The organism is Pseudomonas sp. LBUM1678 (assembly GCF_059695575.1).
In genome coordinates, this window is record NZ_CP166775.1 from 6,535,001 (window position 1) to 6,557,866 (window position 22,866).

Sequence of the window (22,866 nt, forward strand, 5' to 3'; positions counted from 1 at the left end):
TACATCCTACCTGCTCTGCCGTCCGCTGGCAGCTTATCGCTGCTTACTTGGCCGCATTTGCGTTGCCATTGCCGGTGGTGTCTGGGTTTGCAACCGCTTGAATAGCGGCTCAAGCACCGGCGCGATGAAACATGCACCGACCTCCGACAGGTGATTGTCATCGGTATACAGCGAATGGCCGTCGAGCTCGACACGGCACAGGCCCGCCTGATCACACAGCAACGGTGCCGGATCCACCACGGTCACGTCCGAGTTGGCCGCCGCAATGCTCGCGAACAGTTGGCTGATGAAGGCTTGACGCTTGTAGTGCCTGGCCACTGCCAGCCCGACGTCATCGGTCGGACGATGCAACATGGCCAGGCGGCTGAGGCGATAAGGCGGGCTGAATTGTTGCAGCGGCGCTTCCTTGACCAGCCAGACGCGATGCCCGCCATTGCGCAATTGCCGGACGGTCGCCTGTAATCCATCGGCCAGTTGCTGCTCGGCATTGGCCCGGTCGTAGCGACCACGAGAATCTTTCAGTGCATGCCCGAGATCGCCTTTCGCGTCGCCATAAAGATACAGGCTCCAGCGCGCGACCAGCACTACGTCGCTCACTGATTGCGGCTTCAAGGCCTGCTCGACCCGGCGATTGAAACGGGCACATCGCTGATCGTGTTCAAGCCCTTCAACCGGGATGCAGCCCGGGGAACTGGTGAGAATCACGCTGATGCCATGCTGTTGCGCCCCCTCATCGAACACCGGAATCAGCGCAGTCGCGTGACTGTCGCCCCAGACCAGCACCCGTGAGGACAGCGCTGACGCCCCGTAGTGACAGAAGAGCTTGTCGTCAGGGGTTTTGTCGTCGGCCAGGCACCGCATCAGTTCCGGTCGCCATTCCTTCGCTGTGGCGTACTGCAACGCTTGATCGGACAAGCGCGAAGGCAAGCCATCGGTCCAGCGCAACGTTTGACCGGCCAGACCCAATACCAGCACACCAACGCCCGCCGCCAGCAGAATCTGCCGACGCCCCGCCAACAGCCGCCGCTCACGGAACGGCGTTTCGACGAAACGCCACGACAAGTAGCCCAGCACCAGACTGAGCAGTATCAATCCGGCAACATCAAACGAACCGGGCTCCTCGACACTGGCGTAGCTGGCGAAGACAAACACCGGCCAATGCCACAGGTACCAGGAATAGGAAATCAGCCCGAGCCCGACCAGCATGCGACTGGCCAGCAATCCACCGACCAGGGTCTGCCGGTGGCCGTTGGCCCAGATCAGCGCAACCACGCCAAGCGTCGGCAGCAATGCCGCTGCACCGGGGAATGGCGTGGTTCTGTCGTAAAACACCACCGCCAGCAGAATCATCCCGAACCCGGTCAGGCTGACCACTTGAGCGCCAGCGGTGGTCAGGCGCCATGGGCCTCTGGGCGCAACAGCCAGCATCGCGCCGGCCAACAACTCCCAGGCACGCATCGGTAACAGGAAAAATGCTTTTTCAGGATGATGCGCAACGGACCAGACACTGAGGCCGAAGGACACCAGCAACACCGCAAACAGCGCCAGGCGCCAATGTTTGAGGCGACTCGACAACAGCGTCAGCAACAGCGGGAAGACGATGTAGAACTGCTCTTCAACCGCCAGTGACCACGTGTGCAGCAACGGCTTGAGATCGGAAGCAACGTCAAAGTAGCCGTCCTGACGCATGAACAGGATGTTGGAAACGAACATCACCTGGTAGCGCACCGAGCGCCCCAGTTCTTCATAGTCCTTGGGTGCCAGCAGGAACCAGCCCACCGCCAGCACGGCAATGATCATCGCAAACAGCGCCGGGAGGATTCGTCGGGCACGACGGGCCCAGAAATCGACAAAGCTGAAGCGTCCGGCCTGGCGCTGGTTCCAGATGATTGAGGTGATCAGGTAGCCGGAAATCACAAAGAAGATGTCCACTCCGACGAATCCGCCGGTAAACCCTGGAACACCAAAATGGAACAGCACCACGGCAATCACGGCGATTGCGCGTAAGCCGTCAATATCCCTTCGGTAAGCAAGCGTGCTCATAAACAGTAAGGCCAGTCAGTTATTGTTTTTTTGGGGCGCATGCCCATTTTGCCTTTGTACTGACCAACCGTAGCCGTAAACCTCCCCTTTTTCCGCAAAAAAAAATGGCGTCCCGAAGGACGCCATCTTTAGCGGTTGAAAAACCGTCTTACTTACGCTTCATCGACAAGAAGAACTCGTCGTTGGTCTTGGTCGTTTTCAGCTTGTCGACCAGGAACTCGATGGCAGCGATTTCGTCCATCGGGTGCAGCAGCTTGCGCAGGATCCACATGCGCTGCAACTCGTCGTCGGCCGTCAGCAACTCTTCGCGGCGGGTGCCGGAACGGTTGATGTTGATGGCCGGGAAGACGCGTTTTTCAGCGATACGACGGTCCAGAGGCAGTTCCATGTTGCCGGTGCCTTTGAATTCTTCGTAGATCACTTCGTCCATCTTCGAGCCGGTTTCAACCAGCGCGGTGGCGATGATGGTCAGCGAACCGCCTTCTTCGATGTTCCGCGCGGCGCCGAAGAAACGTTTCGGTTTCTCCAGGGCGTGGGCATCGACACCACCGGTGAGCACTTTGCCGGAGCTCGGGATCACGGTGTTGTAGGCGCGAGCCAGACGGGTGATGGAGTCGAGCAGGATCACCACGTCCTTCTTGTGTTCGACCAGGCGCTTGGCCTTCTCGATCACCATTTCAGCAACCTGCACGTGGCGGGTTGGCGGCTCGTCGAACGTCGAGGCAACTACTTCGCCGCGCACGGTGCGCTGCATTTCGGTTACTTCTTCCGGACGTTCGTCGATCAGCAATACGATCAGATGAACTTCAGGGTTGTTGCGAGCGATGTTTGCCGCGATGTTCTGCAGCATGATCGTTTTACCGGCTTTCGGCGGTGCAACGATCAGACCGCGCTGGCCTTTGCCGATCGGGGCGCACAGGTCGATGACACGACCGGTCAAGTCTTCGGTGGAACCGTTGCCGGCTTCCATCTTCATGCGCACGGTCGGGAACAGCGGGGTCAGGTTCTCGAAGAGAATCTTGTTTTTCGCGTTCTCGGGACGATCGTAGTTGATCGTGTCGACCTTGAGCAGCGCGAAATAACGCTCGCCTTCCTTCGGAGGGCGGATCTTGCCAACGATGGTGTCACCGGTGCGCAAGTTGAAGCGACGGATCTGGCTCGGCGAGACGTAAATGTCGTCCGGGCCGGCGAGATAGGAAGCGTCAGCGGAGCGCAGGAAGCCGAAGCCGTCCTGGAGAATCTCCAGCACGCCATCACCGGAGATTTCCTCGCCGCTTTTAGCGTGCTTTTTGAGCAGGGAGAAAATCACGTCCTGCTTGCGCGAACGGGCCATATTTTCTATGCCCATCTGTTCGGCCAATTCGAGCAGTTCGGTAATCGGCTTTTGCTTGAGTTCAGTCAGATTCATATAGGAATGACGTAATCATTTATGGAGGGGGGGAAATTAAGCTTTTGGCTTAATGAGGCCGCGCCGCAGAGAAGGCGACAGGATCGCGTACTTATTCGAAAAGGAGTGCGTCGGCGACGGCTAGCAGGGGGCAATGGAGAAACCAGTGCGGGGCCGAATGTACCACCTGAGTTTCGGAGCGTCTAGCCCTCAATAACGAAAAGGCCCCGCAATATGCGGGGCCTTTTCCTGACGCTTTATGACAACGCTTAGATGTTGGCGTCGAGGAAGGCAGCCAGTTGCGACTTCGACAGTGCGCCGACCTTGGTCGCTTCAACGTTACCGTTCTTGAACAGCATCAGCGTCGGGATACCACGCACGCCATGCTTGGCCGGGGTTTCCTGGTTCTCGTCGATGTTCAGCTTGGCAACGGTCAGTTTGCCTTTGTAGGTTTCAGCAATTTCGTCCAGAACAGGAGCGATCATTTTGCAAGGGCCGCACCATTCAGCCCAGTAGTCGACCAGTACAGCGCCTTCGGCCTTGAGGACGTCGACGTCGAAGCTAGCGTCGGTGACGTGTTTGATAAGATCGCTGCTCATGGAAGTCTCCAGGTTGTAAGCAAAAAAACGTGGCCCATCATAGCCGCCCTTCCCTCGTTCAGGAAGGTGCAGTTGATTGAGTCTCGCTATGGTGCCGCATGACTTTGGGTATAGCTCAAGTCACGGGGTGGCGGGAGCGATGAAGGCAATTCCGGTGCGCAGGGCTGCATTGCGCACATGTTCCTGCATGGCCTTCTGCGCCGCGCCGGACGAGCGCCGGGCCAGTGCGCGGAGGATTTTGCGGTGCTCCTGCCAGGTTTCCATGGCCCGTTCGGCCCGGATGAACGGTAGCTTCTGGCTCTCCAGAAAAATCTCGGCGCTGGCCGTCAGGATGCTCAGCATCGCCTGATTACCGCTGGCCAGCAGGATGCGTCGGTGGAACTCGAAATCCAGTCGCGCCGCGGCCTCGAAGTCCCCGGCCTTCAATTCGTTGCGCATGGCGGCCACGTTGTCTTCCAGCGTATCGAGTTCGTGCGTGCTCAGGGTCACCGCGGCCAAACCGGCGGCAAAGCCTTCCAGGGCATAGCGCAACTGGAAAATATCCAACGGCGATGCCTGGGCCGCGAAGGGCCAGCTCAGCGCCGCATCGCCGCGCGGCAAATCGACCGGCGACTGCACGAATACACCCTTGCCTGGCTGGATGCTGATCACGCCCAACGCACTCAGCGACGATAACGCCTCACGCAGCGACGCCCGACTGACCCCCAACTGCACCGCCAGGTCCCGCTGGGAAGGCAAGGCATCGCCGGGCACAAAACCCTGTTCGGTGATCAGTTTCCGGATGGCTTGCAGCGCCACTTCAGGTACGGCTCGGGAAATCGAATTCATGGTTTTTCAGACGAACCAGGACAATGAGCGGCTAGTTGTAAAGCTATTCGCGGCGCCCGGCAAGTCGTGCCCCATGGGGGTTCGGCACGTTTCACGGATGCGCTATGAGGGTGCGAAACGCCGTTGCACTGTTCAGACCAGTAAGACCGAATGAATCCAGCAAAACCGTGGCCTGGGGCACCCAAAATCGCTTCTTGGCATGGCCCATGCTCTGTCGATCCGCAGAAATCACTTCTCGCCGATCCGGAGATTTGCCATGACCCTGCGTTACAGCGCCCTGCTCACCGCCCTGTTTGCCAGCCTGATGCTGAGCCAGGCGCCCGTTCACGCCGACGGCCTGGAGGATGTGGTCAAACGCGGCGTCCTCAAAGTGGCGGTGCCTCAGGACTTTCCGCCGTTCGGCTCGGTCGGCCCCGACATGAAACCTCGCGGCCTCGATATCGACACCGCCAAACTGCTGGCCGACCAACTCAAGGTCAAACTTGAACTGACCCCGGTCAACAGCACCAACCGCATCCCGTTCCTGACCACCGGCAAGGTCGATCTGGTGATCTCCAGCCTGGGCAAGAACCCCGAGCGCGAGAAAGTCATCGATTTCTCCAGCGCCTATGCGCCGTTCTACCTCGCCGTGTTTGGTCCGCCAGACGCCGACATCAAAGGCCTGGACGACCTCAAGGGCAAAACCATCAGCGTTACCCGAGGTGCCATCGAAGATATCGAACTGACCAAAATCGCTCCCGAAGGCGTGACCATCAAACGCTTTGAAGACAACAACTCGACCATCGCCGCTTACCTCGCCGGGCAAGTCGACCTGATCGCCAGCGGCAACGTGGTGATGGTGGCAATCAGCGAGAAAAACCCGAAACGCGTGCCTGCACTGAAAGTGAAGCTCAAGGACTCGCCGGTCTATGTCGGCGTGAACAAAAACGAGCCGGCGCTGCTGGGCAAGGTCAATCAGATCCTCGCCACCGCCAAAACCGACGGCGCGCTGGAGAAGAACTCCCGGACCTGGCTGAAAGAGCCGTTGCCGGCCGATCTCTGATCGTCGCTCGGGAGACTTGCTATGGCCTATCAGTTCGACTTTCTGCCGGTGGTGCAAAACACCGACCTGCTGCTGCGCGGTGCGCTGTTCACCCTTGAACTGACGGCCATCGGCGCTGTGTTCGGCGTAGGCCTGGGCATTGTCGGGGCGTTGGTGCGGGCGTGGAATATCCGCCCGTTCTCGACGATCTTCGGGGTCTACGTCGAGTTGATCCGCAACACGCCGTTTCTGGTGCAGCTGTTTTTCATCTTCTTCGGTTTGCCGTCGCTGGGCGTGCAGATTTCGGAATGGCAAGCGGCGGTGCTGGCGATGGTGATCAACCTCGGGGCCTACTCGACCGAGATCATCCGCGCCGGCATCCAGGCAATCCCCCGAGGACAGCTGGAGGCCGCTGCTGCCTTGGCGATGAGCCGATTCGAAGCGTTCCGCCACGTGATCCTGCTGCCGGCGCTGGGCAAAGTCTGGCCGGCCCTGAGCAGCCAGATCATCATCGTCATGCTCGGCTCGGCAGTCTGCTCACAGATCGCCACCGAGGAGCTGAGCTTTGCCGCCAACTTCATTCAATCGCGCAATTTCCGCGCCTTTGAAACCTATGCCCTGACCACGCTGCTGTACCTGTGCATGGCGCTGCTGATCCGTCAGTTGCTGAACTGGATCGGGCGTCGTTACATAACGAGGAGCAGCCAATGAGCGATTTCACGTTCTGGGACGTCGTGCGCAACTTGCTCACCGGCCTGCAATGGACGCTGGCGCTGTCACTGGTGGCATTTATCGGTGGCGGGCTGATCGGCTTGCTGATCATGGTCATGCGCATCTCGAAAAAGCCTTGGGCGCGCAACATTGCCCGCACGTACATCGAGCTGTTCCAGGGCACGCCGCTGTTGATGCAGCTGTTTTTGGTGTTTTTCGGCGTGTCGCTGGCCGGCGTGGAGATTTCGCCGTGGATGGCGGCGGCGCTGGCCCTGACGCTGTTCACCAGCGCGTATTTGGCCGAAATCTGGCGCGGCTGCGTCGATTCAATTTCCAACGGCCAGTGGGAAGCCTCGTCGAGCCTGGCGCTCAACCCGCTGGAGCAACTGCGCTACGTGATTCTGCCGCAAGCGCTGCGGATTGCCGTGGCGCCGACCGTGGGCTTCTCGGTGCAAGTGGTCAAGGGCACCGCCGTGACCTCAATCATCGGCTTCACCGAGCTGACCAAAACCGGCGGCATGCTCGCCAACGCGACCTTCGAACCCTTCATGGTCTACGGCCTCGTGGCCCTCGGTTACTTCCTGCTCTGCTACCCCTTGTCCCTCAGTGCGCGCTACCTGGAAAGGAGACTGCATGCCTCTGCTTAGAATTTCCGCCCTGCATAAATATTACGGCGACCACCATGTACTTAAAGGCATCGACCTGAGCGTCGAGGAAGGCCAGGTAGTGGCGATCATCGGCCGCAGCGGCTCGGGCAAATCCACCTTGCTGCGCACCCTCAATGGACTGGAATCGATCAACGACGGCGTGATCGAAGTCGACGGCGAATACCTCGACGCCGCCCGTGCCGATCTGCGCAGCCTGCGGCAGAAAGTCGGGATGGTGTTTCAGCAGTTCAACCTGTTCCCGCACCTGACCGTGGGCGAGAACGTGATGCTCGCGCCGCAAGTGGTGCAGAAAGTGCCGAAGGCCAAGGCTGTCGAGCTGGCGCGGGAAATGCTGGAACGGGTCGGGTTGGGCGAGAAATTTGATGCCTTCCCGGATCGCCTGTCGGGCGGGCAGCAACAGCGCGTGGCGATTGCCCGGGCGCTGGCGATGTCGCCGAAGGTGCTGCTGTGCGACGAGATCACCTCGGCGCTGGATCCGGAATTGGTTAATGAGGTGCTGAGCGTGGTCCGGCAACTGGCCAGGGAAGGCATGACGTTGATCATGGTCACCCACGAAATGCGTTTTGCCCGGGAGGTTGGGGATAAGTTGGTGTTCATGCATCAGGGCAAGGTGCATGAGGTGGGGGATCCGAAGATATTGTTTGCGAACCCGCAGACGGCGGAGTTGGCTAACTTCATTGGCACCGTTGAAGCAACAGGCTAAACCCTTTGTGGCGAGGGAGCTTGCTCCCGCTGGGCTGCGCAGCGGCCCTAAAAACTATCACCTCGCTTTCAAGTAGATCGCATGTGCAGGTTTTGCGACTGCTGCGCAGCCGAGCGGGAGCAAGCTCCCTCGCCACAGGAACCATTGCCGTCCGTGCTCTGGGTCAAGGCTTTGAACGCTGCGCGTTGGCGGCAGCCTTTGATCGTGGCACGATGTCGAGGTTATCGACCGAGACCCCATGACCATGCCGCAATCCCAAGCCAAGAATCTGTCCCTGATCGCCGCAATCGACCTGGGCTCCAACAGCTTTCACATGGTCGTGGCCAAGGCCCAGAACGGCGAAATCCGTATTCTCGAGCGTCTCGGGGAGAAGGTTCAGCTGGCCGCCGGCATCGACGAAGAGCGCCAGCTCAACGAAGAATCCATGCAGCGCGGGCTCGATTGCCTGAAGCGTTTTGCCCAACTGATCAACGGTATGCCCTCCGGCGCCGTGCGGATCGTCGGCACCAACGCCCTGCGTGAAGCCCGCAACCGCGGCGAATTCATCCGCCGCGCCGAAGAAATCCTCGGCCACTCGGTGGAAGTCATCTCCGGTCGTGAAGAAGCGCGCCTGATCTACCTCGGCGTGTCCCACACCCTCGCCGACACGCCGGGTAAACGCCTGGTGGCCGACATCGGCGGCGGCAGTACCGAATTCATTATTGGCCAGCGCTTTGAACCGCTGCTGCGCGAAAGCCTGCAAATGGGCTGCGTCAGTTATACCCAGCGCTACTTCAAGGACGGCAAGATCACCCCGGCCCGCTACGCCCAGGCGTACACCGCAGCGCGGCTGGAGATCATGAGCATCGAACACGCCCTGCACCGCCTGACCTGGGATGAAGCCATCGGCTCCTCGGGCACCATCCGCGCTATCGGCCTGGCACTGAAGGCCGGCGGTCATGGCACGGGCGAGGTCAATGCCGAAGGCCTGGCCTGGCTCAAGCGCAAACTGATCAAGCTGGGCGATGTCGAGAAAATCGACTTCGAAGGCATCAAGCCCGACCGTCGTGCGATTTTTCCTGCGGGTCTGGCGATTCTCGAAGCCATTTTCGACGCCCTCGAACTGCAACGCATGGACCACTGTGAAGGCGCCCTGCGTGAAGGCGTGCTCTATGACCTGCTGGGCCGTCATCACCACGAAGACGTCCGTGAGCGCACGCTCAGCTCGCTAATGGAGCGCTATCACGTCGATCTGGAACAGGCGGCGCGGGTCGAACGCAAAGCCCTGCACGCCTTCGATCAAGTGGCCAAGGATTGGGACCTGGATGACGGCGTCTGGCGCGAACTGCTCGGCTGGGCCGCCAAGGTCCATGAAGTGGGCCTGGACATCGCTCACTATCAGTACCACAAGCACGGCGCCTACCTGATCGAGCACTCGGACCTGGCCGGGTTCTCCCGCGAGGACCAGCTGATGCTCGCGCTACTGGTGCGTGGCCACCGCCGCAATATTCCCCGGGACCGGTTTGCCGATTTTGGCGATGACGGCATCAAGCTGATCCGCCTGTGCGTGCTGCTGCGCTTTGCGATCCTGTTCCATCACATCCGCGGCACCCAAGAGATGCCGCAGGTGGTATTGCACGCCAAGCGCGACAGCCTAGATGTGTTGTTTCCGGAAAACTGGCTGGACGAAAACCAACTGACCCAGGCCGACTTCGCCCTGGAAGCGGAATGGCTGACCCGGGTCAGCTTTACCCTGAACGTCCGCTAAAAACCGGAGCGGGCACAATCCCTGTGGCGAGGGAGCTTGCTCCCGCTGGGCTGCGAAGCGGCCCCAAAAGAAGGCCTGCTGCGCAGTCCAGCGGGAGCAAGCTCCCTCGCCACAGGTTACTCAGGCGGAACTAAAAAAAATGGCGATCCGCAGGGATCGCCATTTTTTTTACCCGACTTGTGCGTTAACGCACGGTCAGGATCGGACTACCCAACCGCTCCAGCAAGGTCGCCTGCGCACTGCGCGGGTTCTGGTTGCCGGTCGGCGTGTTGCGGATGTAACGACCGTCCGCCTGCAGGCTCCAGCTGTGGGTGTTGTCGGTCAGGTAAAGCTCCAGCTCTTTCTTGACCCGCATGATCAGCTTCTTGCCCTCCACCGGGAAGCAAGTCTCGACGCGCTTGTCGAGGTTGCGCTCCATCCAGTCGGCGCTGGACAGGAACATCTGTTCTTCGCCGCCATTGAGGAAGTAGAAGACCCGGGTGTGTTCCAGGAAACGGCCGATGATCGAGCGCACGTGGATGTTGTGCGAAACTCCGGCAATGCCTGGCCGCAGGCAGCACATGCCGCGCACCACCAGGTCGATACGCACCCCGGACTGACTGGCCTTGTACAGCGCGCGAATGATCTTCGGATCGGTCAGCGAGTTGAACTTGGCGATGATGTGCGCCGGTTTGCCGTCGAGGGCGAACTGGGTTTCACGGGCAATCATGTCGAGCATGCCCTTCTTCAACGTGAACGGCGCGTGCAGCAGCTTCTTCATGCGCAGGGTTTTACCCATGCCGATCAGCTGGCTAAAGAGTTTGCCAACGTCTTCGCACAAGGCATCGTCGGAGGTCAGCAAGCTGTAGTCGGTGTACAGACGGGCGTTGGCCGCGTGGTAGTTGCCCGTACCCAAATGCGCGTAACGCACGATCTCGCCGGCCTCGCGACGCAGAATCAGCATCATCTTGGCGTGGGTCTTGAAGCCGACCACGCCGTAGATCACCACCGCACCGGCCGCTTGCAGACGGCTGGCCAGTTGCAGGTTGGACTCTTCATCGAACCGCGCGCGCAATTCGATCACCGCCGTGACCTCTTTGCCGTTACGTGCGGCATCCACCAGCGCATCAACGATTTCCGAGTTGGCGCCGGAGCGGTACAGAGTCTGGCGGACCGCCAATACATGCGGGTCCTTGGCAGCCTGACGCAGCAGGTCGACCACCGGGGTAAACGACTCAAACGGGTGCAGCAACAGGATGTCCTGCTTGCTGATCACGCTGAAGATGTTCTCGCTGTTCTGCAGCAGTTTCGGGATCTGCGGGGTGAACGGCATGTATTGCAGCTCACGCTGACTGTCCAGACCGGTGATGCTGAAGAGGCGGGTCAGGTTGACCGGACCGTTGACCTGGTATAGCTCGGTTTCGTGCAGGTTGAACTGCTTGAGCAAGTAGTCGGACAACTGTTTCGGGCAGGTGTCGGCCACTTCCAGACGCACCGCGTCACCGTAGCGACGGGAGAACAACTCGCCGCGCAGCGCGCGGGCCAGGTCTTCTACATCTTCGGTGTCGACGGAAAGGTCGGCGTTACGGGTCAGGCGGAACTGGTAGCAGCCCTTGACCTTCATGCCCTGGAACAAGTCATCGGCGTGCGCGTGGATCATCGACGACAGGAACACATAGTTGTCGCCCGCGCCGCCCACTTCTTCCGGCAACTTGATGACGCGCGGCAACAGGCGTGGCGCCGGGATGATCGCCAGACCGGAATCGCGACCGAAGGCGTCGATGCCTTCGAGCTCGACGATGAAGTTCAGGCTCTTGTTCACCAGCAACGGGAACGGGTGCGTCGGGTCGAGGCCGATCGGGGTAATGATCGGCGCGATCTCGTCGCGGAAATAGCGGCGCACCCAGGTTTTGATCTTGGTGGTCCAGTGGCGCCGACGGATGAAGCGGACCTGATGTTTTTCCAGTTCCGGCAACAGAATATCGTTGAGGATCGCGTACTGGCGGTCAACGTGACCGTGCACCAGCTCACTGATGCGGGCCAGGGCCTGGTGCGGTTGCAGGCCATCGGCGCCGGCCTGTTCACGGGCGAAGGTGATCTGCTTCTTTAGACCGGCCACGCGAATCTCAAAGAACTCGTCCAGGTTGCTGGAGAAGATCAGCAGGAACTTCAACCGCTCCAGCAACGGGTAGGACTCATCCAGCGCCTGTTCCAGCACGCGGATGTTGAACTGCAGTTGCGAGAGCTCGCGATGGATATACAGGCTGCTGTCATCCAGACCGGGAATGGCAATCGCCGGTGCCGCTGTTGCGGTTTCGGACACCGCCGCGGGCGGAGCGGGCTCCAGCTCCGGCGGGGTCTCGGCGATTTGCTCGACCACGGGTTGAGCTTCTTTTACGGCAACTTCAGTGAGTCCTTCGGTATTCATGGAATGTTCCTGGGAGGGCTATTTCTGCTCTCGTAACAATTGGGCGGCACGCACGGCAAAGTAAGTCAGGATGCCATCAGCACCTGCACGTTTAAAAGCGGTCAGGGATTCGAGGATAACCCCTTCGCTCAACCAGCCATTCTGGATGGCCGCCATGTGCATGGCGTATTCACCGCTGACCTGATACACAAAGGTCGGCACTTTAAATTCTTCTTTGACCCGGTAAAGGATGTCCAGATACGGCATGCCTGGCTTGACCATGACCATATCCGCGCCTTCTGACAAGTCGGCCGCCACTTCGTGCAGGGCTTCGTTGCTGTTGGCCGGGTCCATCTGATAAGAGGCCTTGTTGGCCTTGCCCAGGTTCAGCGCCGAACCCACCGCGTCGCGGAACGGGCCGTAATAGGCGCTCGCGTATTTCGCCGAGTAGGCCATGATCCGCACGTTGACGTGATCGGCCAGCTCCAGCGCTTCGCGGATTGCCTGGATGCGACCGTCCATCATGTCCGACGGGGCCACCACCTGAGCGCCGGCCTCGGCGTGGGACAGGGCCTGCTTGACCAGTGCGTCGACGGTAATGTCGTTCTGCACGTAGCCTTCTTCATCGAGGATGCCATCCTGACCGTGGGTGGTAAACGGGTCGAGCGCAACGTCGGTGATCACCCCCAGCTCCGGGAACTGCGCACGCAAGGCACGAGTGGCGCGTTGTGCAATGCCGTCCGGGTTCCAGGCTTCGGCAGCGTCCAGCGACTTGAGTTCCGGCGGCGTGACCGGGAACAGCGCCAACGCCGGAATCCCCAGCTCGACCCACTTGGCCGCTTCTTCGAGCAACAGATCGATGGTCAGGCGCTCGACACCCGGCATCGACGCCACCGCTTCGCGACGGTTTTCACCATCCAGCACGAACACCGGCAGGATCAGGTCATCGACGGTCAGAACGTTTTCACGGACCAGTCGACGCGAGAAATCATCACGGCGGTTGCGACGCAGGCGGGTTGCAGGAAACAAACGGTTGGCGGGGGTAAAGCTCACGGCAGACTCCTGAGCCCGCGCTGGGGGCGAGCGTGACAGTTATAAGCGGCCATTATGACCAACGTATGACAGTTATGTGCATCCCTGCGTCACGTAGCCGCATTCCATTGTCCTTGTAGGAATTGTTCACGTCGAGACACATTTGGACACTTTCATGAATGTGCCCGAAGGGTTAGGCTGCGCGTTCATTTCGCCAGCATCCAGACAATGCTCCAACAATTTCTTCAGGAATTCGGCTACTTCGCCCTCTTTCTCGGCACGTTCTTCGAAGGCGAAACCATCCTGGTACTCGCAGGCTTCCTCGCGTTCCGCGGATACATGGACATCAAGATCGTCACGATCGTGGCGTTCTGTGGCAGTTATGCCGGCGATCAGCTGTGGTATTTCCTCGGGCGCAAACACGGCCGCAAATTGCTCGCGCGCAAACCGCGCTGGCAATTGATGGGTGACCGGGCGCTGGAACATATCCGCAAGCACCCGGACATCTGGGTGCTGAGCTTCCGCTTCGTTTATGGATTGCGCACAGTGATGCCGGTGGCGATCGGCCTGTCGGGTTATCCACCGGGACGTTATCTGCTGCTTAACGGGATTGGTGCTGCGATCTGGGCGGCTGCACTGGCTGCGGCGGCGTATCACTTCGGCGCGGTGCTCGAAGGCATGCTGGGCAGCGTCAAGAAGTACGAACTGTGGGTGCTCGGCGCGCTGCTGATACTGGGTCTGGGCCTGTGGCTGCGCCGACGCTTCAAGAATGCCCGTCTGGCGAAGAAGATCTACGCCGACGAGCAAGCCGAACTGGCCAAGGCCGCCGAGACTAAGACGCCAATCGAGTGAAACGGCCCCTGCAACAGTAGAGACCGATGCCGCTGAGCAGGCTGTAGCTGAGCAGGCCGATCCAGCCCACCGCGCTGGCCGGCCACAGCCCGACCACCGGCGCCAGCCACACCAGCGGCACATTCGATACCAGCCGCAGCAGCTCCAGCTTCAATGCCTGCGGGCGATTCTCCAGGGCCATGCCCAACGTAAACAACCCCAATGCCACCGCGCCCCAGCCCAACACCAACGCTGCTGTCGGCAAACGCGGTTCCAGGTTCATCAAGTAGCTGCCCAGCGCAATGTAGACGCAGAACTGCAGCGCCACATACAGCTGCTGACGCCCGTCCAGCGGCACCTCGAATTTGCGGAACTGACTCAAGTCCGGCTTGTTCATCGGGTACCTGGCCGCCACATCCGCTGGCCGCCAACCGGTGCGCATGAACCAGATCCGCAGCTTGTCCCATCTGCTTTCAGCCCGCCGCGCGTCATCCCAAAGCTGCGCGTAAAACTGCACGTTCGCCCACAGCGGATTCCAGCTCGCCAACGGCGTGGTCACGCCGAAAATCACCGGTTCGTTGTCGTCCTCTTCCTGGAACGAGCCAAATAGACGGTCCCAAATAATGAACACCCCGCCGTAGTTGCGATCCATGTAGAGAGCGTTCTGTGCATGGTGAGCCCGATGATTGGACGGCGTGACAAAGAACCACTCGAACCAGCCGAGCTTGGGAATGTGTTTGGTATGCACCCAGAATTGATACAGCAGGTTCAGCGCGGCGACGCTGATGAACACCAGCAGCGGCACGCCCAGCACCGCCATCGGCAGGTAGAAAAACCAGCTCAGCAGGAAGCCGGTACTGGTCTGGCGCAGGGCCGTGGAGAGGTTGTAGTCCTCGCTCTGGTGATGCACCGAATGCGCGGCCCAGAGGATGTTGCGCTCGTGGCCCATGCGATGCAGCCAGTAGTAGCAGAAGTCGTAGAGGACGAAGGCAAACACCCAGACCCAGACGCTGTCGGCCGCGAGTTCGAACAGCGCCAGATGCTTGAGGGCAAACGCATAAGTCACCAGGCCGACGCCTTTGGTCAACAGGCCCGTTGTGGTCGACAACACCCCGGTGCTGATGCTGTTGATCGCATCCGCCACCCGATAATTGCTCACCCCGCGCCAACGGTCCGCCAGCAGCTCGACGGCAATCAGCACAAAGAAAAACGGCACCGCATACAGAATGAAGTCCATTGACGCGCCCTGATCGGAATCTTGAGGACAGATGCTAGGTGTAGCCGCGAATTAACCCTATGGCAACGAGTGACAAATTAGTGGACATTTAACGCCATGAATCTGGAGAAAAACCCATGAGCAAAAAAATTGCAGTGATCCTTTCCGGCTGTGGCGTGTACGACGGCGCCGAGATCCACGAAAGTGTGATTACCTTGCTGCGTCTGGACCAGCGTGGCGCTCAGGTACAGTGCTTTGCCCCCAATATCTCGCAATTGCATGTGATCAATCACCTGACCGGCGACGAAATGCCCGAGTCGCGTAATGTGCTGGTGGAATCGGCGCGGATCGCCCGGGGCGACATCAAGGATATTCGTGAGGCCAGCGTCGAAGACTTCGACGCGCTGATCGTGCCCGGCGGTTTCGGTGCGGCCAAGAACCTGTCGAACTTCGCCGTCGAAGGCGCCGGTTGCACGGTTCAACCGGACGTCCTGGCGCTGACCGAAGCGTTTGCCGAAGCGGGCAAACCGGTGGGGTTGATCTGCATTTCGCCGGCGCTGGCGGCGAAAATCTATGGGCCGGGCGTGACCTGCACCATCGGCAACGACGCCGAAACGGCAGCCGCCATGAACAAGATGGGCGCTACCCATAAAGATTGCGCGGTGAGCGACATTGTCGAAGACAAGGCGCGCAAACTGGTGTGCACCCCGGCGTACATGCTGGCGCAGAGCATCAGTGAAGCCGCATCGGGGATCAACAAACTGGTCGACCGCGTCCTTGAACTGACCCACGAAAACGACGCCTGACCCGATTCAAATGTGGGAGAGAGCCTGCTCGAAATGAGGCCATAAGATTCAACGCATATGTTGACTGTTAAACCGCCATCGCGAGCAGGCTCGCTCCCACAGGGTTCTTTGTAAGGCTCAGGTTTTGCGGGTCAGCCGCGTGAGTATCCGGTCCAGCGCATTGGCAAATGCCTGTTTCTCACGCTCACCAAACGGCGCCGGTCCGCCGCTCATCTGGCCCTGCTCACGCAGATCGGTGAACAGGTTACGCACCGCCAACCGATCGCCCATGTTCTGCGCATCGAACTCCTTGCCCCGTGGATCCAGCGCGGCAACGCCCTTTTTCACCAGCCGATCGGCCAGCGGTACGTCGCTGCAAATCACCAGCTCACCCGGCACCGCGTGTTCCACCAGATAGTCATCGGCGGCATCCGGGCCGCTTGGCACCACGATCAGCTTCACCAGGGCCAGCCCCGGCTTGATCTGCGGCTGCCCGGCCACCAGCACCACTTCGTACTGACGCTTGAGGGCGAACTTCACCACCAGATCCTTGGCCGCCCGAGGGCAGGCGTCGGCATCGATCCAGACACGCATCGTGTTTTCCTCAGTTGAAAAGCATCGCGGGCAAGCCACGCTCCCACAAGGTTAACGCTAAACCTGTGGGAGCGAGCCTGCCCGCGAATATGAGCGCAGCGAATGCTTTTAAGAAACCTGCAACCGCCGTTTCTCGGCCACCCAGCTACGGCCATACAACACAATGATCGCAACGATCGCCACAAACTGAGCACTCAACGAATACGCATCCGCGTGGATGCCCAGCCAGTCGAAGTCAAAGAACGGCACCGGCCGCGTGCCGAAGATCCCGGCTTCCTGCAACGCCTTCACGCCATGCCCGGCAAACACCACCGACAGCGCGCACAGCAGTCCGGCGTTGATGCTGAAGAACAACGAAAGCGGCAGTTTCTGCGAGCCGCGCAGGATCACCCACGCCAGCCCGACCAGCAACACCAGCGCCGTCGCGCCACCGGCCAGCACCGCGTTATGCCCGGCGGGACCTGCCTGCAGCCACAGGGTCTCGTAGAACAGAATCACTTCAAACAGCTCGCGATACACCGAGAAAAACGCCAGCGTCGCGAAGCCGAAGCGTCCACCGCCGCCCACCAGGCTGCTCTTGATGTAGTCCTGCCACGCCGCCGCATGGCGACGGTCGTGCATCCACACACCGAGCCAAAGCACCATGACGGCGGCAAACAATGCCGTGGCACCTTCCAGCAATTCACGCTGCGAACCGCTGACATCGATCACGTACGCCGCCAGCGCCCAGGTTGCCAGACCGGCCAACAACGCCAGGCCCCAACCAACGTTGACGCTGCGCACCGCCGACTGCTGGCCGGTGTTGCGCAGGAACGCCAGGATTGCCGCCAACACCAAAATCGCTTCCAGGCCTTCGCGCAGCAAAATCAGCAAACCGGAGATGTAGCTCAGGGACCAGCTCAAGCCGTCGCTGCCCAGCAACCCGGCGGACTCCTTCAACTTGGCCTTGGCCGCGTCCAGACGCTCCTGGGCCTGGGCCACCGGCAAACCGTCCTGCAACGACTGACGGTAAGCCATCAACGATTTTTCAGTGTCCTTGCGCACGTTGGCGTCGACGTTGTCCAGCGAGCTCTCGACCAACTCGAAGCCTTCCAGATAGGCCGCTACCGACAAGTCATAGGCTTGATCGTGATCGCCGGCACGGTAGGCCAAAAGGCTCTTGTCCAGGGTTGCCGCGGTGTAGTCGAGCAACTGCGCCGGGCCCCGCTTGACCTGCGGCGGTTGTGCCCGCTGGGCACGGAACGTCGCGGCGGCTTGTGGGCCATCGGCAGCCTGCACTTCGGCCGGCGTCTGACGCGCCAGGTCGGCGATGTTGTAGGTCTTTTCGGATTTTGCTGCGGCCGGATCGGCGCTGAAACTGGCGATGTAGGTTGCCAGGTCCCAACGCTGACGATCGTCCAGCTGATCGGCGAAGGCCGGCATGTCCGTGCCTTCGACGCCCAGGCCCAAGGTGCTGTAGATCGCGTAGAGGCTCAGGTGGTCCAGGCGTGCCGCGTCACGCAGATTGGCCGGGGGCGGCGTCAGACCGACACCCGCCGGGCCATCGCCGGCTCCCGTATCGCCGTGACAGACCGAGCAATTCTGGGCATACAGCGGCGCCCCGCGAGTCGGGTCCGGGGTAATGATCGGCGCTTGGCTGACTTCATAGGTCACGGCCAGTTTTGCACCGAGTTGCCGAGCCTGACGGGCCACGTCTGCGCCGTCCTGACGGGCAGCGATGGCGTTGCGCAGCGCACTGACGCCTTGCTCCAGCCCGGCTTTTTCCGGTTTGGCCGGCATCGCGGCGATCAAGCCTTGCAACACCTTGATGAATTCCAGCTGCTCGCGGTATTCGGACTCGTCGGTGACTTTGCCCCCTTGCACCGTATGCGGGTAATCCGCCCCGATGTAATCAAGCAAATGCAGGGCTTGCGGCGCGCCTTCCACGGTGTCGGCCAGCAGATTGAAACTGCACAAGGCAAACAACGGCAACACCAGCCAGGCCAGGAAACGGGACGGGGCAGTCATGAATGAATCTCAATTGGAAATACGAAGTAACACATTGTTCACTTCCAATGACTTTCACTCAAGCTTTGTCTGCGGAGGCCGCTGGAGTACAGGAACAAAGTGCCATCATCCAAGTCTATAATTTGCCGCCTCATGGCGGCTTATTTTCAAGGAAGACACACAGCAAATGGCCACCCGCCTGCGCTTCATGTTTGTACTCAGTGCATGCTTGCTACTGAGCGGCTGCCCCACCATGCGTGACTACAGCGCGGAGCTGAACGAGACACTCGATTACTTCAAGGCGGGTCAGCTCGACGGCGCAGTTGCCGTGCTCGACCGCAACAATCCTTTCCCTCCGGGCGATCTGCTCTTTAACCTGGAGAAAGGCGAATTATTGCGACTCGGCGCCAATGTCACCGGTAATCACGCAAACTGGGATTACGCCGACAAGTTGATCGAGGGCTGGGAAAACTCGCCGAGATTCGGCGCCTTCAAAGCATTCACCGAATTCAACAGCTACGGCGCCAATGACAAAGTGCGCCTATACGATGGCTACGACTTCGAGAAAGTCGCCCTGACCACGCAAATGGCTCTGGCAAGCCTCTCCAGTGCCGAAGTGGACATCGCTCGCGTGATGATCAAGAAAACCCACGAGCGCGAAGCAACCATCGCCGACAAACGTGACAAGCAGTACCTGGAACTGGAAAACCAGGCGAAGGAGCAAGGGGTTTCTCTGAAACTCCAGGACCTTCAGGGTTATCCCGTGGCGACCCTCGACGCCCCCGAAGTGGTCTCACTGAAGAACAGTTACCAGAGTGCATTCAGCCATTACCTCGCCGGTTTCATTTATGAATCGCTGAACGAGAAAGACCTCGCCGCGCCGGGCTATCGCCAGGCCATCGAACTGCGCCCCAACACGCCGCTGCTCGAACAAGCACTGCGCAACCTGGCCAAATCTCCGCTGAAGGCCGGCGAAGTCGACGTTCTGCTGATCGTGCAAACCGGCCTGGCGCCAGCGCGCAGTTCGGTGCGCGTGCCGATTTCGGTGGACGTCGAAGGTGAAACCTACATCACCAACATGTCGTTCCCGATCCTCGTCCCTGACACCTCCACGCCACCGGTGGACTTCGTGATGGTGGACGGCAAAAAACAGAAACTGACGTTGCTCAACAGCTTTGGTGATATGTCGCGGCGCACCTTGCGTGATGACATGCCGGGCATTATTCAGCGCACGCTCCATCGCGCCCGGTCCAATGTCGAATACCTGGCCTATCTGAAAAAGCACAGACCCGAGAAGCTTGAGGAAACGATCCTGCAGCAGACCCAACGCGAGGATGCCGACACCCGCGGCTGGCGCACGTTGCCGGACAAGACGCTGGTTGCCCGCCTGCGGCTCAAGAAAGGCCAGCACCAACTGACGCTGCCCAACGCGCCGGACGCAACACCGGTCAGGTTCAAGGTGGATCAGACACACCAGGCCTTCAGCCTGCGCGCCGTGGGTAACCGCCGATTCGCCGCCGATGTCGCCCTGCAGCTCGACACCCTTCCCGCACCGCAGGCTGCAATCAGCCCTGCCCAACCCTGAACGGAGATTTTCATGGGATTGAAATGCTTCGCCGTTGTTGCGCTGGCCCTGTTGGCCGGTTGCGCCACCCCGCCGCCACCGCCGGAACCGGGCAGCGCCGCCAGCAAAGTCATGGCCACCGGACCGATCGAAAACGTCGCCATCGGTCCGATGCGCATGGCCAGGGAAAACGGTTTCCTGACAGTCAACACGCAGCTGAGCAACACCGACACTCGCAATCGAACGCTCTATTACCGCTATCTTTGGATGGGGCCGGAAGGTTTTCCAGTGGCCGAAGCCGAAACCTGGAAAAGCCTGACCCTTTATGCCGAGCAGACGAGTTTTCTGCCGGCCATTGCCCCCGTGCCACAAGCCGTGGATTTCCGCCTGGAGATCAATACGCCGTGAACCGCCCACTTGAGACTTCGCCCATGTTTGTACGCGTTTCGTTCCTTGCCCTCGCCGCGCTGCTGATCGGTGGCTGCGCGGACAATCGCTCGCCGGTGTTGGGCAGTGGCAACATCAGTTACGGCGACCCGAAAGCCGTGGAACTGGTCACCAACGAATTCGGCTCGACCGACCTGCAAATGATTGCGGAAAGCATGACCCGCTCACTCGCCCAGTCCGGCGCTCTGAAGGGTCGTCCGGTGGTTCAGGTGTACGACGTGATGAACAAAACCAGCGAGTACATCGACACCCGCGAGATCACCACATCGATCAAGACCCAGCTGATGCGCACCGGCACGGCACGCTTTGCCAGTGACAACACAGACATGCAGAGCCAGGTTGACCACCTCAAGCTGCAAAACCAGAGTGGCCTGTACAAAAAAAGCACGGTGGCCAAAACCGGCAACATGATCGCCGCCCGCTATCGACTGGAGGGCTCGATCAGCTCCATCGTCAAGCGCAGCAATGATTACAAGGACGTCTTCTACAAATTCAGCCTGCAATTGATCGACGTCGAAAGCGGGCTGGCCGAGTGGATGGACGAGAAAGAAATCCGCAAAACCACGGAGCGCTAAGCAATGCGTACATGGATTGGCATCTTGGCCCTGGCCTGCGCCGTTGGCGCCCAGGCGGCCCCGAAAATCGCTGTCACCGACCTCGGCTATGAGGCCAGCGTGGATCAATACGTTCACGTGATCTCGGCCCGGGACAATCAGCAGCAGGATTATTACGGCGCCAGTGGCTCCTCCAGTTATGACGAGTACACGACGCAGAACAGCTACCTGGAACAGACCGAAATCCGGCGCTTCAGCGGTGACATCAAAGGCCAGATGCTCAAGACCGGAATGTTTCAGCTGATTCAGGGCACGCCCTACACCGCCGGGGCCAAAAGCGACGTGTACGACGTGATCAAACGCATCAAGGCCGGCCACTTCAAAGGCGCCGACTATGTGCTGTTCGGCACGCTGTCGGACATCGACTTCACCCAGGACATGAATGAGCTGGCCAACACTGACAGCTATTCGGCGGTGCTGGCACTGACCCTGGTGGCGGACTTCAGCCTGATCAACACCAAAACTTACGAGATCACCTCGGCGTTCACGGCGATGGGCGAAGCACAGGACACCAAACTGGTGAATGATCGGGATATCCATGTTTCGCTGAACCGGCCACGGGTGGTGCGGGACGTGTCGAGATCGCTGGGCGAGGACGTGGCTCGCCAGTTGAGCGAACAGCTCGGGGATGGCAGTTATGCGCCGTCAGGACCAGCGGAGCCGCGCAACGACCTGCCGCCGGATACTGCGCCGGTCATCTTGCGCTAACTCTGATGCCGATGATCGTTCCCACGCTCTGCGTGGGAATGCAGCCAGGGACGCTCTGCGTCCCAAGAGCCGAACGCGGAGCATCCGTAGAGGCATTCCCACGCAGAGCGTGGGAATGAGCATGGAAAAAGGTTTACACCGCCGCTTTGCGCAGCGTCGCCATAAACGCCGCCGCACCGATGAACAGTCCGGCAAACGTGCGGTTCATGCGTTTTTGCTGCTTGGGCGTGCGCAACAGGCGCAGCACCTTCGACGCCAACCCGGTGTAACCGGCCATGACGATCAGGTCGACGCAGACCATGGTCACGCCGATGATCAGGTACTGGGCCAGCAGCGGCGCGTGTGGGTCGATGAACTGCGGCAACACCGCCAGCATGAACACCAGCGCCTTGGGGTTGCTGATGTTCACCAGGAAACCGCGGAACACCAGAGCCAGCGGCTTGCCGATCTGACGCACTGCGGCGTCGTCACTCATGTCGCTGGGCAGCGCGCGCCATTGCTTGATCGCAAGGTAAACCAGGTACGCCACGCCGAACCATTTGATCGCATAAAACGCGGTGGCCGACGCCGTGAGAATCGCGCCAACCCCGGCGCCGACAATCGCGATCTGCACCGCCAGGCCCAGTTGCAGGCCCAGGGCGTTCCAGTAACCGCGCCAGAAACCGTATTGCAGACCGCTGGACATCGACGCAATGGCGCCGGCACCGGGAGACAGACTGATCACCCAGCAGGCCGCAAAAAACGCCAGCCATGTTTGAAGCTCCATTGCACACCTCGACTCAGACTCGTGACAGACGTCTAAGCTAATGCGGCTTTGGGAGGATGACTACCGATTTTTTGAGGGATGTTGCCGCCGCCGACCAGCGTTCAGGACTCGAAAGGCTCATCGCCTGATAGTCCGCTATCGCGAGCAGGCTCGCTCCCACAGGAATCCCGGCTGATCACATATCTGCAATCCAACCCAAAAACCTGTGGGAGCGAGCCTGCTCGCGATGG

Annotated in this window: 21 protein-coding genes; 11 read left to right on the forward strand and 10 right to left on the reverse strand. The window is 60.1% G+C overall.

The features are described 5' to 3' along the window. Window positions 1–33: 33 nt before the first annotated feature. The 4 genes from ACA070_RS29825 to ACA070_RS29840 all read right to left on the reverse strand — a co-directional run bounded on the left by ACA070_RS29825 (window position 34) and on the right by ACA070_RS29840 (window position 4,857). Entirely contained in the window at window positions 34–2,043 is a 2,010-nt protein-coding gene (locus tag ACA070_RS29825) for an acyltransferase family protein (protein ID WP_497449390.1), read from the reverse strand. A gap of 148 nt (window positions 2,044–2,191) precedes the next feature. After that, window positions 2,192–3,451 carry a transcription termination factor Rho gene (rho, locus tag ACA070_RS29830; protein ID WP_007942421.1) on the reverse strand — a complete coding sequence of 420 codons (1,260 nt, stop codon included), beginning with the start codon at window positions 3,449–3,451 and terminating at the stop codon, window positions 2,192–2,194. 248 nt (window positions 3,452–3,699) lie between these two features. Further along, complete coding sequence (gene trxA / locus ACA070_RS29835) at window positions 3,700–4,029, reverse strand: thioredoxin TrxA (protein ID WP_008150340.1); 330 nt, start codon at window positions 4,027–4,029, stop codon at window positions 3,700–3,702. Window positions 4,030–4,149: 120 nt separating this feature from the next. Next, window positions 4,150–4,857 (reverse strand): FadR/GntR family transcriptional regulator, encoded by a 708-nt coding sequence (locus ACA070_RS29840; protein WP_497449391.1) that lies wholly within the window; start codon window positions 4,855–4,857, stop codon window positions 4,150–4,152. A gap of 256 nt (window positions 4,858–5,113) precedes the next feature. Here ACA070_RS29840 and ACA070_RS29845 point away from each other — a divergent pair, with 256 nt between their 5' ends. The 5 genes from ACA070_RS29845 (at window position 5,114) to ppx (ending at window position 9,707) form a co-directional block, all read left to right on the forward strand. After that, window positions 5,114–5,899: a transporter substrate-binding domain-containing protein gene (locus tag ACA070_RS29845; RefSeq protein ID WP_497449392.1), complete on the forward strand. Its 786-nt coding sequence runs from the start codon at window positions 5,114–5,116 to the stop codon at window positions 5,897–5,899. A gap of 21 nt (window positions 5,900–5,920) precedes the next feature. Next, window positions 5,921–6,589 carry an amino acid ABC transporter permease gene (locus tag ACA070_RS29850; protein WP_497449393.1) on the forward strand — a complete coding sequence of 223 codons (669 nt, stop codon included), beginning with the start codon at window positions 5,921–5,923 and terminating at the stop codon, window positions 6,587–6,589. Then, window positions 6,586–7,236, forward strand: a complete 651-nt coding sequence (locus ACA070_RS29855) for an amino acid ABC transporter permease (protein ID WP_497449394.1) — start codon at window positions 6,586–6,588, stop codon at window positions 7,234–7,236. Before ACA070_RS29850 ends, ACA070_RS29855 begins: the two co-directional genes overlap by 4 nt. Further along, on the forward strand, window positions 7,223–7,960 hold the full coding sequence (locus ACA070_RS29860; RefSeq protein ID WP_497449395.1) for an amino acid ABC transporter ATP-binding protein: 738 nt from the start codon (window positions 7,223–7,225) through the stop codon (window positions 7,958–7,960). The genes ACA070_RS29855 and ACA070_RS29860 overlap by 14 nt, the downstream gene beginning before the upstream one ends. Window positions 7,961–8,204: 244 nt before the next feature. Continuing rightward, the gene (gene ppx / locus ACA070_RS29865; RefSeq protein ID WP_497452040.1) at window positions 8,205–9,707 is read left to right on the forward strand and encodes an exopolyphosphatase; all 1,503 of its coding nucleotides are present in this window, start codon (window positions 8,205–8,207) and stop codon (window positions 9,705–9,707) included. A 184-nt stretch (window positions 9,708–9,891) separates the two neighbouring features. Here the strand turns inward: ppx and ppk1 are convergent, their stop codons facing one another. Both ppk1 and hemB read right to left on the reverse strand, forming a co-directional pair. Further along, entirely contained in the window at window positions 9,892–12,114 is a 2,223-nt protein-coding gene (gene ppk1, locus ACA070_RS29870) for a polyphosphate kinase 1 (RefSeq protein WP_497449396.1), read from the reverse strand. Between the two features lie 18 nt (window positions 12,115–12,132). Beyond that, entirely contained in the window at window positions 12,133–13,146 is a 1,014-nt protein-coding gene (hemB, locus tag ACA070_RS29875; RefSeq protein ID WP_222588946.1) for a porphobilinogen synthase, read from the reverse strand. Between the two features lie 207 nt (window positions 13,147–13,353). Between hemB and ACA070_RS29880 the strand changes: the two genes are divergently transcribed. Continuing rightward, complete coding sequence (locus ACA070_RS29880; protein WP_497331789.1) at window positions 13,354–13,977, forward strand: DedA family protein; 624 nt, start codon at window positions 13,354–13,356, stop codon at window positions 13,975–13,977. Here ACA070_RS29880 and ACA070_RS29885 read toward each other — a convergent pair. Beyond that, window positions 13,958–15,193: a sterol desaturase family protein gene (locus ACA070_RS29885; protein WP_497449397.1), complete on the reverse strand. Its 1,236-nt coding sequence runs from the start codon at window positions 15,191–15,193 to the stop codon at window positions 13,958–13,960. The two genes, ACA070_RS29880 and ACA070_RS29885, sit on opposite strands and share 20 nt — an antisense overlap. Window positions 15,194–15,309: 116 nt before the next feature. Here ACA070_RS29885 and elbB point away from each other — a divergent pair, with 116 nt between their 5' ends. Beyond that, complete coding sequence (gene elbB / locus ACA070_RS29890; RefSeq protein WP_497449398.1) at window positions 15,310–15,978, forward strand: isoprenoid biosynthesis glyoxalase ElbB; 669 nt, start codon at window positions 15,310–15,312, stop codon at window positions 15,976–15,978. A 117-nt stretch (window positions 15,979–16,095) separates the two neighbouring features. On the opposite strand, the gene ACA070_RS29895 is transcribed toward elbB, so the two are convergent. Together ACA070_RS29895 and ACA070_RS29900 are read right to left on the reverse strand one after the other, a co-directional pair. Beyond that, window positions 16,096–16,551, reverse strand: coding sequence for a YaiI/YqxD family protein (locus tag ACA070_RS29895; RefSeq protein WP_497449399.1), 456 nt, complete (start codon window positions 16,549–16,551; stop codon window positions 16,096–16,098). Between the two features lie 108 nt (window positions 16,552–16,659). Beyond that, complete coding sequence (locus tag ACA070_RS29900) at window positions 16,660–18,558, reverse strand: FTR1 family protein (RefSeq protein ID WP_497449400.1); 1,899 nt, start codon at window positions 18,556–18,558, stop codon at window positions 16,660–16,662. Between the two features lie 166 nt (window positions 18,559–18,724). On the opposite strand from ACA070_RS29900, the gene ACA070_RS29905 reads away from it, so the two are divergent. The 4 genes from ACA070_RS29905 to ACA070_RS29920 are packed head-to-tail and all read left to right on the forward strand — an operon-like array spanning window position 18,725 to window position 21,870. Next, window positions 18,725–20,122: a COG3014 family protein gene (locus tag ACA070_RS29905; protein ID WP_497449401.1), complete on the forward strand. Its 1,398-nt coding sequence runs from the start codon at window positions 18,725–18,727 to the stop codon at window positions 20,120–20,122. A 12-nt stretch (window positions 20,123–20,134) separates the two neighbouring features. Then, the gene (locus ACA070_RS29910) at window positions 20,135–20,509 is read left to right on the forward strand and encodes a YcfL family putative periplasmic lipoprotein (RefSeq protein ID WP_497449402.1); all 375 of its coding nucleotides are present in this window, start codon (window positions 20,135–20,137) and stop codon (window positions 20,507–20,509) included. Between the two features lie 23 nt (window positions 20,510–20,532). Next, on the forward strand, window positions 20,533–21,123 hold the full coding sequence (lpoB, locus tag ACA070_RS29915) for a penicillin-binding protein activator LpoB (protein WP_497449403.1): 591 nt from the start codon (window positions 20,533–20,535) through the stop codon (window positions 21,121–21,123). A gap of 3 nt (window positions 21,124–21,126) precedes the next feature. Then, window positions 21,127–21,870 carry a penicillin-binding protein activator LpoB gene (locus tag ACA070_RS29920; protein ID WP_497449404.1) on the forward strand — a complete coding sequence of 248 codons (744 nt, stop codon included), beginning with the start codon at window positions 21,127–21,129 and terminating at the stop codon, window positions 21,868–21,870. Between the two features lie 133 nt (window positions 21,871–22,003). Here the strand turns inward: ACA070_RS29920 and rhtB are convergent, their stop codons facing one another. Next, entirely contained in the window at window positions 22,004–22,636 is a 633-nt protein-coding gene (rhtB, locus tag ACA070_RS29925; protein ID WP_403099641.1) for a homoserine/homoserine lactone efflux protein, read from the reverse strand. Between the last annotated feature and the right edge of the window lie 230 nt (window positions 22,637–22,866).

What these genes read in the sequence shown, in the direction of transcription:
- ACA070_RS29825 (WP_497449390.1), bottom strand. Translation starts at nt 2,043, where the DNA reads ATGAGCACGCTTGCTTACCGAAGGGATATTGACGGCTTACGCGCAATC.
- rho (WP_007942421.1), bottom strand. Translation starts at nt 3,451, where the DNA reads ATGAATCTGACTGAACTCAAGCAAAAGCCGATTACCGAACTGCTCGAA.
- trxA (WP_008150340.1), bottom strand. Translation starts at nt 4,029, where the DNA reads ATGAGCAGCGATCTTATCAAACACGTCACCGACGCTAGCTTCGACGTC.
- ACA070_RS29840 (WP_497449391.1), bottom strand. Translation starts at nt 4,857, where the DNA reads ATGAATTCGATTTCCCGAGCCGTACCTGAAGTGGCGCTGCAAGCCATC.
- ACA070_RS29845 (WP_497449392.1), top strand. Translation starts at nt 5,114, where the DNA reads ATGACCCTGCGTTACAGCGCCCTGCTCACCGCCCTGTTTGCCAGCCTG.
- ACA070_RS29850 (WP_497449393.1), top strand. Translation starts at nt 5,921, where the DNA reads ATGGCCTATCAGTTCGACTTTCTGCCGGTGGTGCAAAACACCGACCTG.
- ACA070_RS29855 (WP_497449394.1), top strand. Translation starts at nt 6,586, where the DNA reads ATGAGCGATTTCACGTTCTGGGACGTCGTGCGCAACTTGCTCACCGGC.
- ACA070_RS29860 (WP_497449395.1), top strand. Translation starts at nt 7,223, where the DNA reads ATGCCTCTGCTTAGAATTTCCGCCCTGCATAAATATTACGGCGACCAC.
- ppx (WP_497452040.1), top strand. Translation starts at nt 8,205, where the DNA reads ATGCCGCAATCCCAAGCCAAGAATCTGTCCCTGATCGCCGCAATCGAC.
- ppk1 (WP_497449396.1), bottom strand. Translation starts at nt 12,114, where the DNA reads ATGAATACCGAAGGACTCACTGAAGTTGCCGTAAAAGAAGCTCAACCC.
- ACA070_RS29880 (WP_497331789.1), top strand. Translation starts at nt 13,354, where the DNA reads ATGCTCCAACAATTTCTTCAGGAATTCGGCTACTTCGCCCTCTTTCTC.
- ACA070_RS29885 (WP_497449397.1), bottom strand. Translation starts at nt 15,193, where the DNA reads ATGGACTTCATTCTGTATGCGGTGCCGTTTTTCTTTGTGCTGATTGCC.
- elbB (WP_497449398.1), top strand. Translation starts at nt 15,310, where the DNA reads ATGAGCAAAAAAATTGCAGTGATCCTTTCCGGCTGTGGCGTGTACGAC.
- ACA070_RS29895 (WP_497449399.1), bottom strand. Translation starts at nt 16,551, where the DNA reads ATGCGTGTCTGGATCGATGCCGACGCCTGCCCTCGGGCGGCCAAGGAT.
- ACA070_RS29900 (WP_497449400.1), bottom strand. Translation starts at nt 18,558, where the DNA reads ATGACTGCCCCGTCCCGTTTCCTGGCCTGGCTGGTGTTGCCGTTGTTT.
- ACA070_RS29905 (WP_497449401.1), top strand. Translation starts at nt 18,725, where the DNA reads ATGGCCACCCGCCTGCGCTTCATGTTTGTACTCAGTGCATGCTTGCTA.
- ACA070_RS29910 (WP_497449402.1), top strand. Translation starts at nt 20,135, where the DNA reads ATGGGATTGAAATGCTTCGCCGTTGTTGCGCTGGCCCTGTTGGCCGGT.
- lpoB (WP_497449403.1), top strand. Translation starts at nt 20,533, where the DNA reads ATGTTTGTACGCGTTTCGTTCCTTGCCCTCGCCGCGCTGCTGATCGGT.
- ACA070_RS29920 (WP_497449404.1), top strand. Translation starts at nt 21,127, where the DNA reads ATGCGTACATGGATTGGCATCTTGGCCCTGGCCTGCGCCGTTGGCGCC.
- rhtB (WP_403099641.1), bottom strand. Translation starts at nt 22,636, where the DNA reads ATGGAGCTTCAAACATGGCTGGCGTTTTTTGCGGCCTGCTGGGTGATC.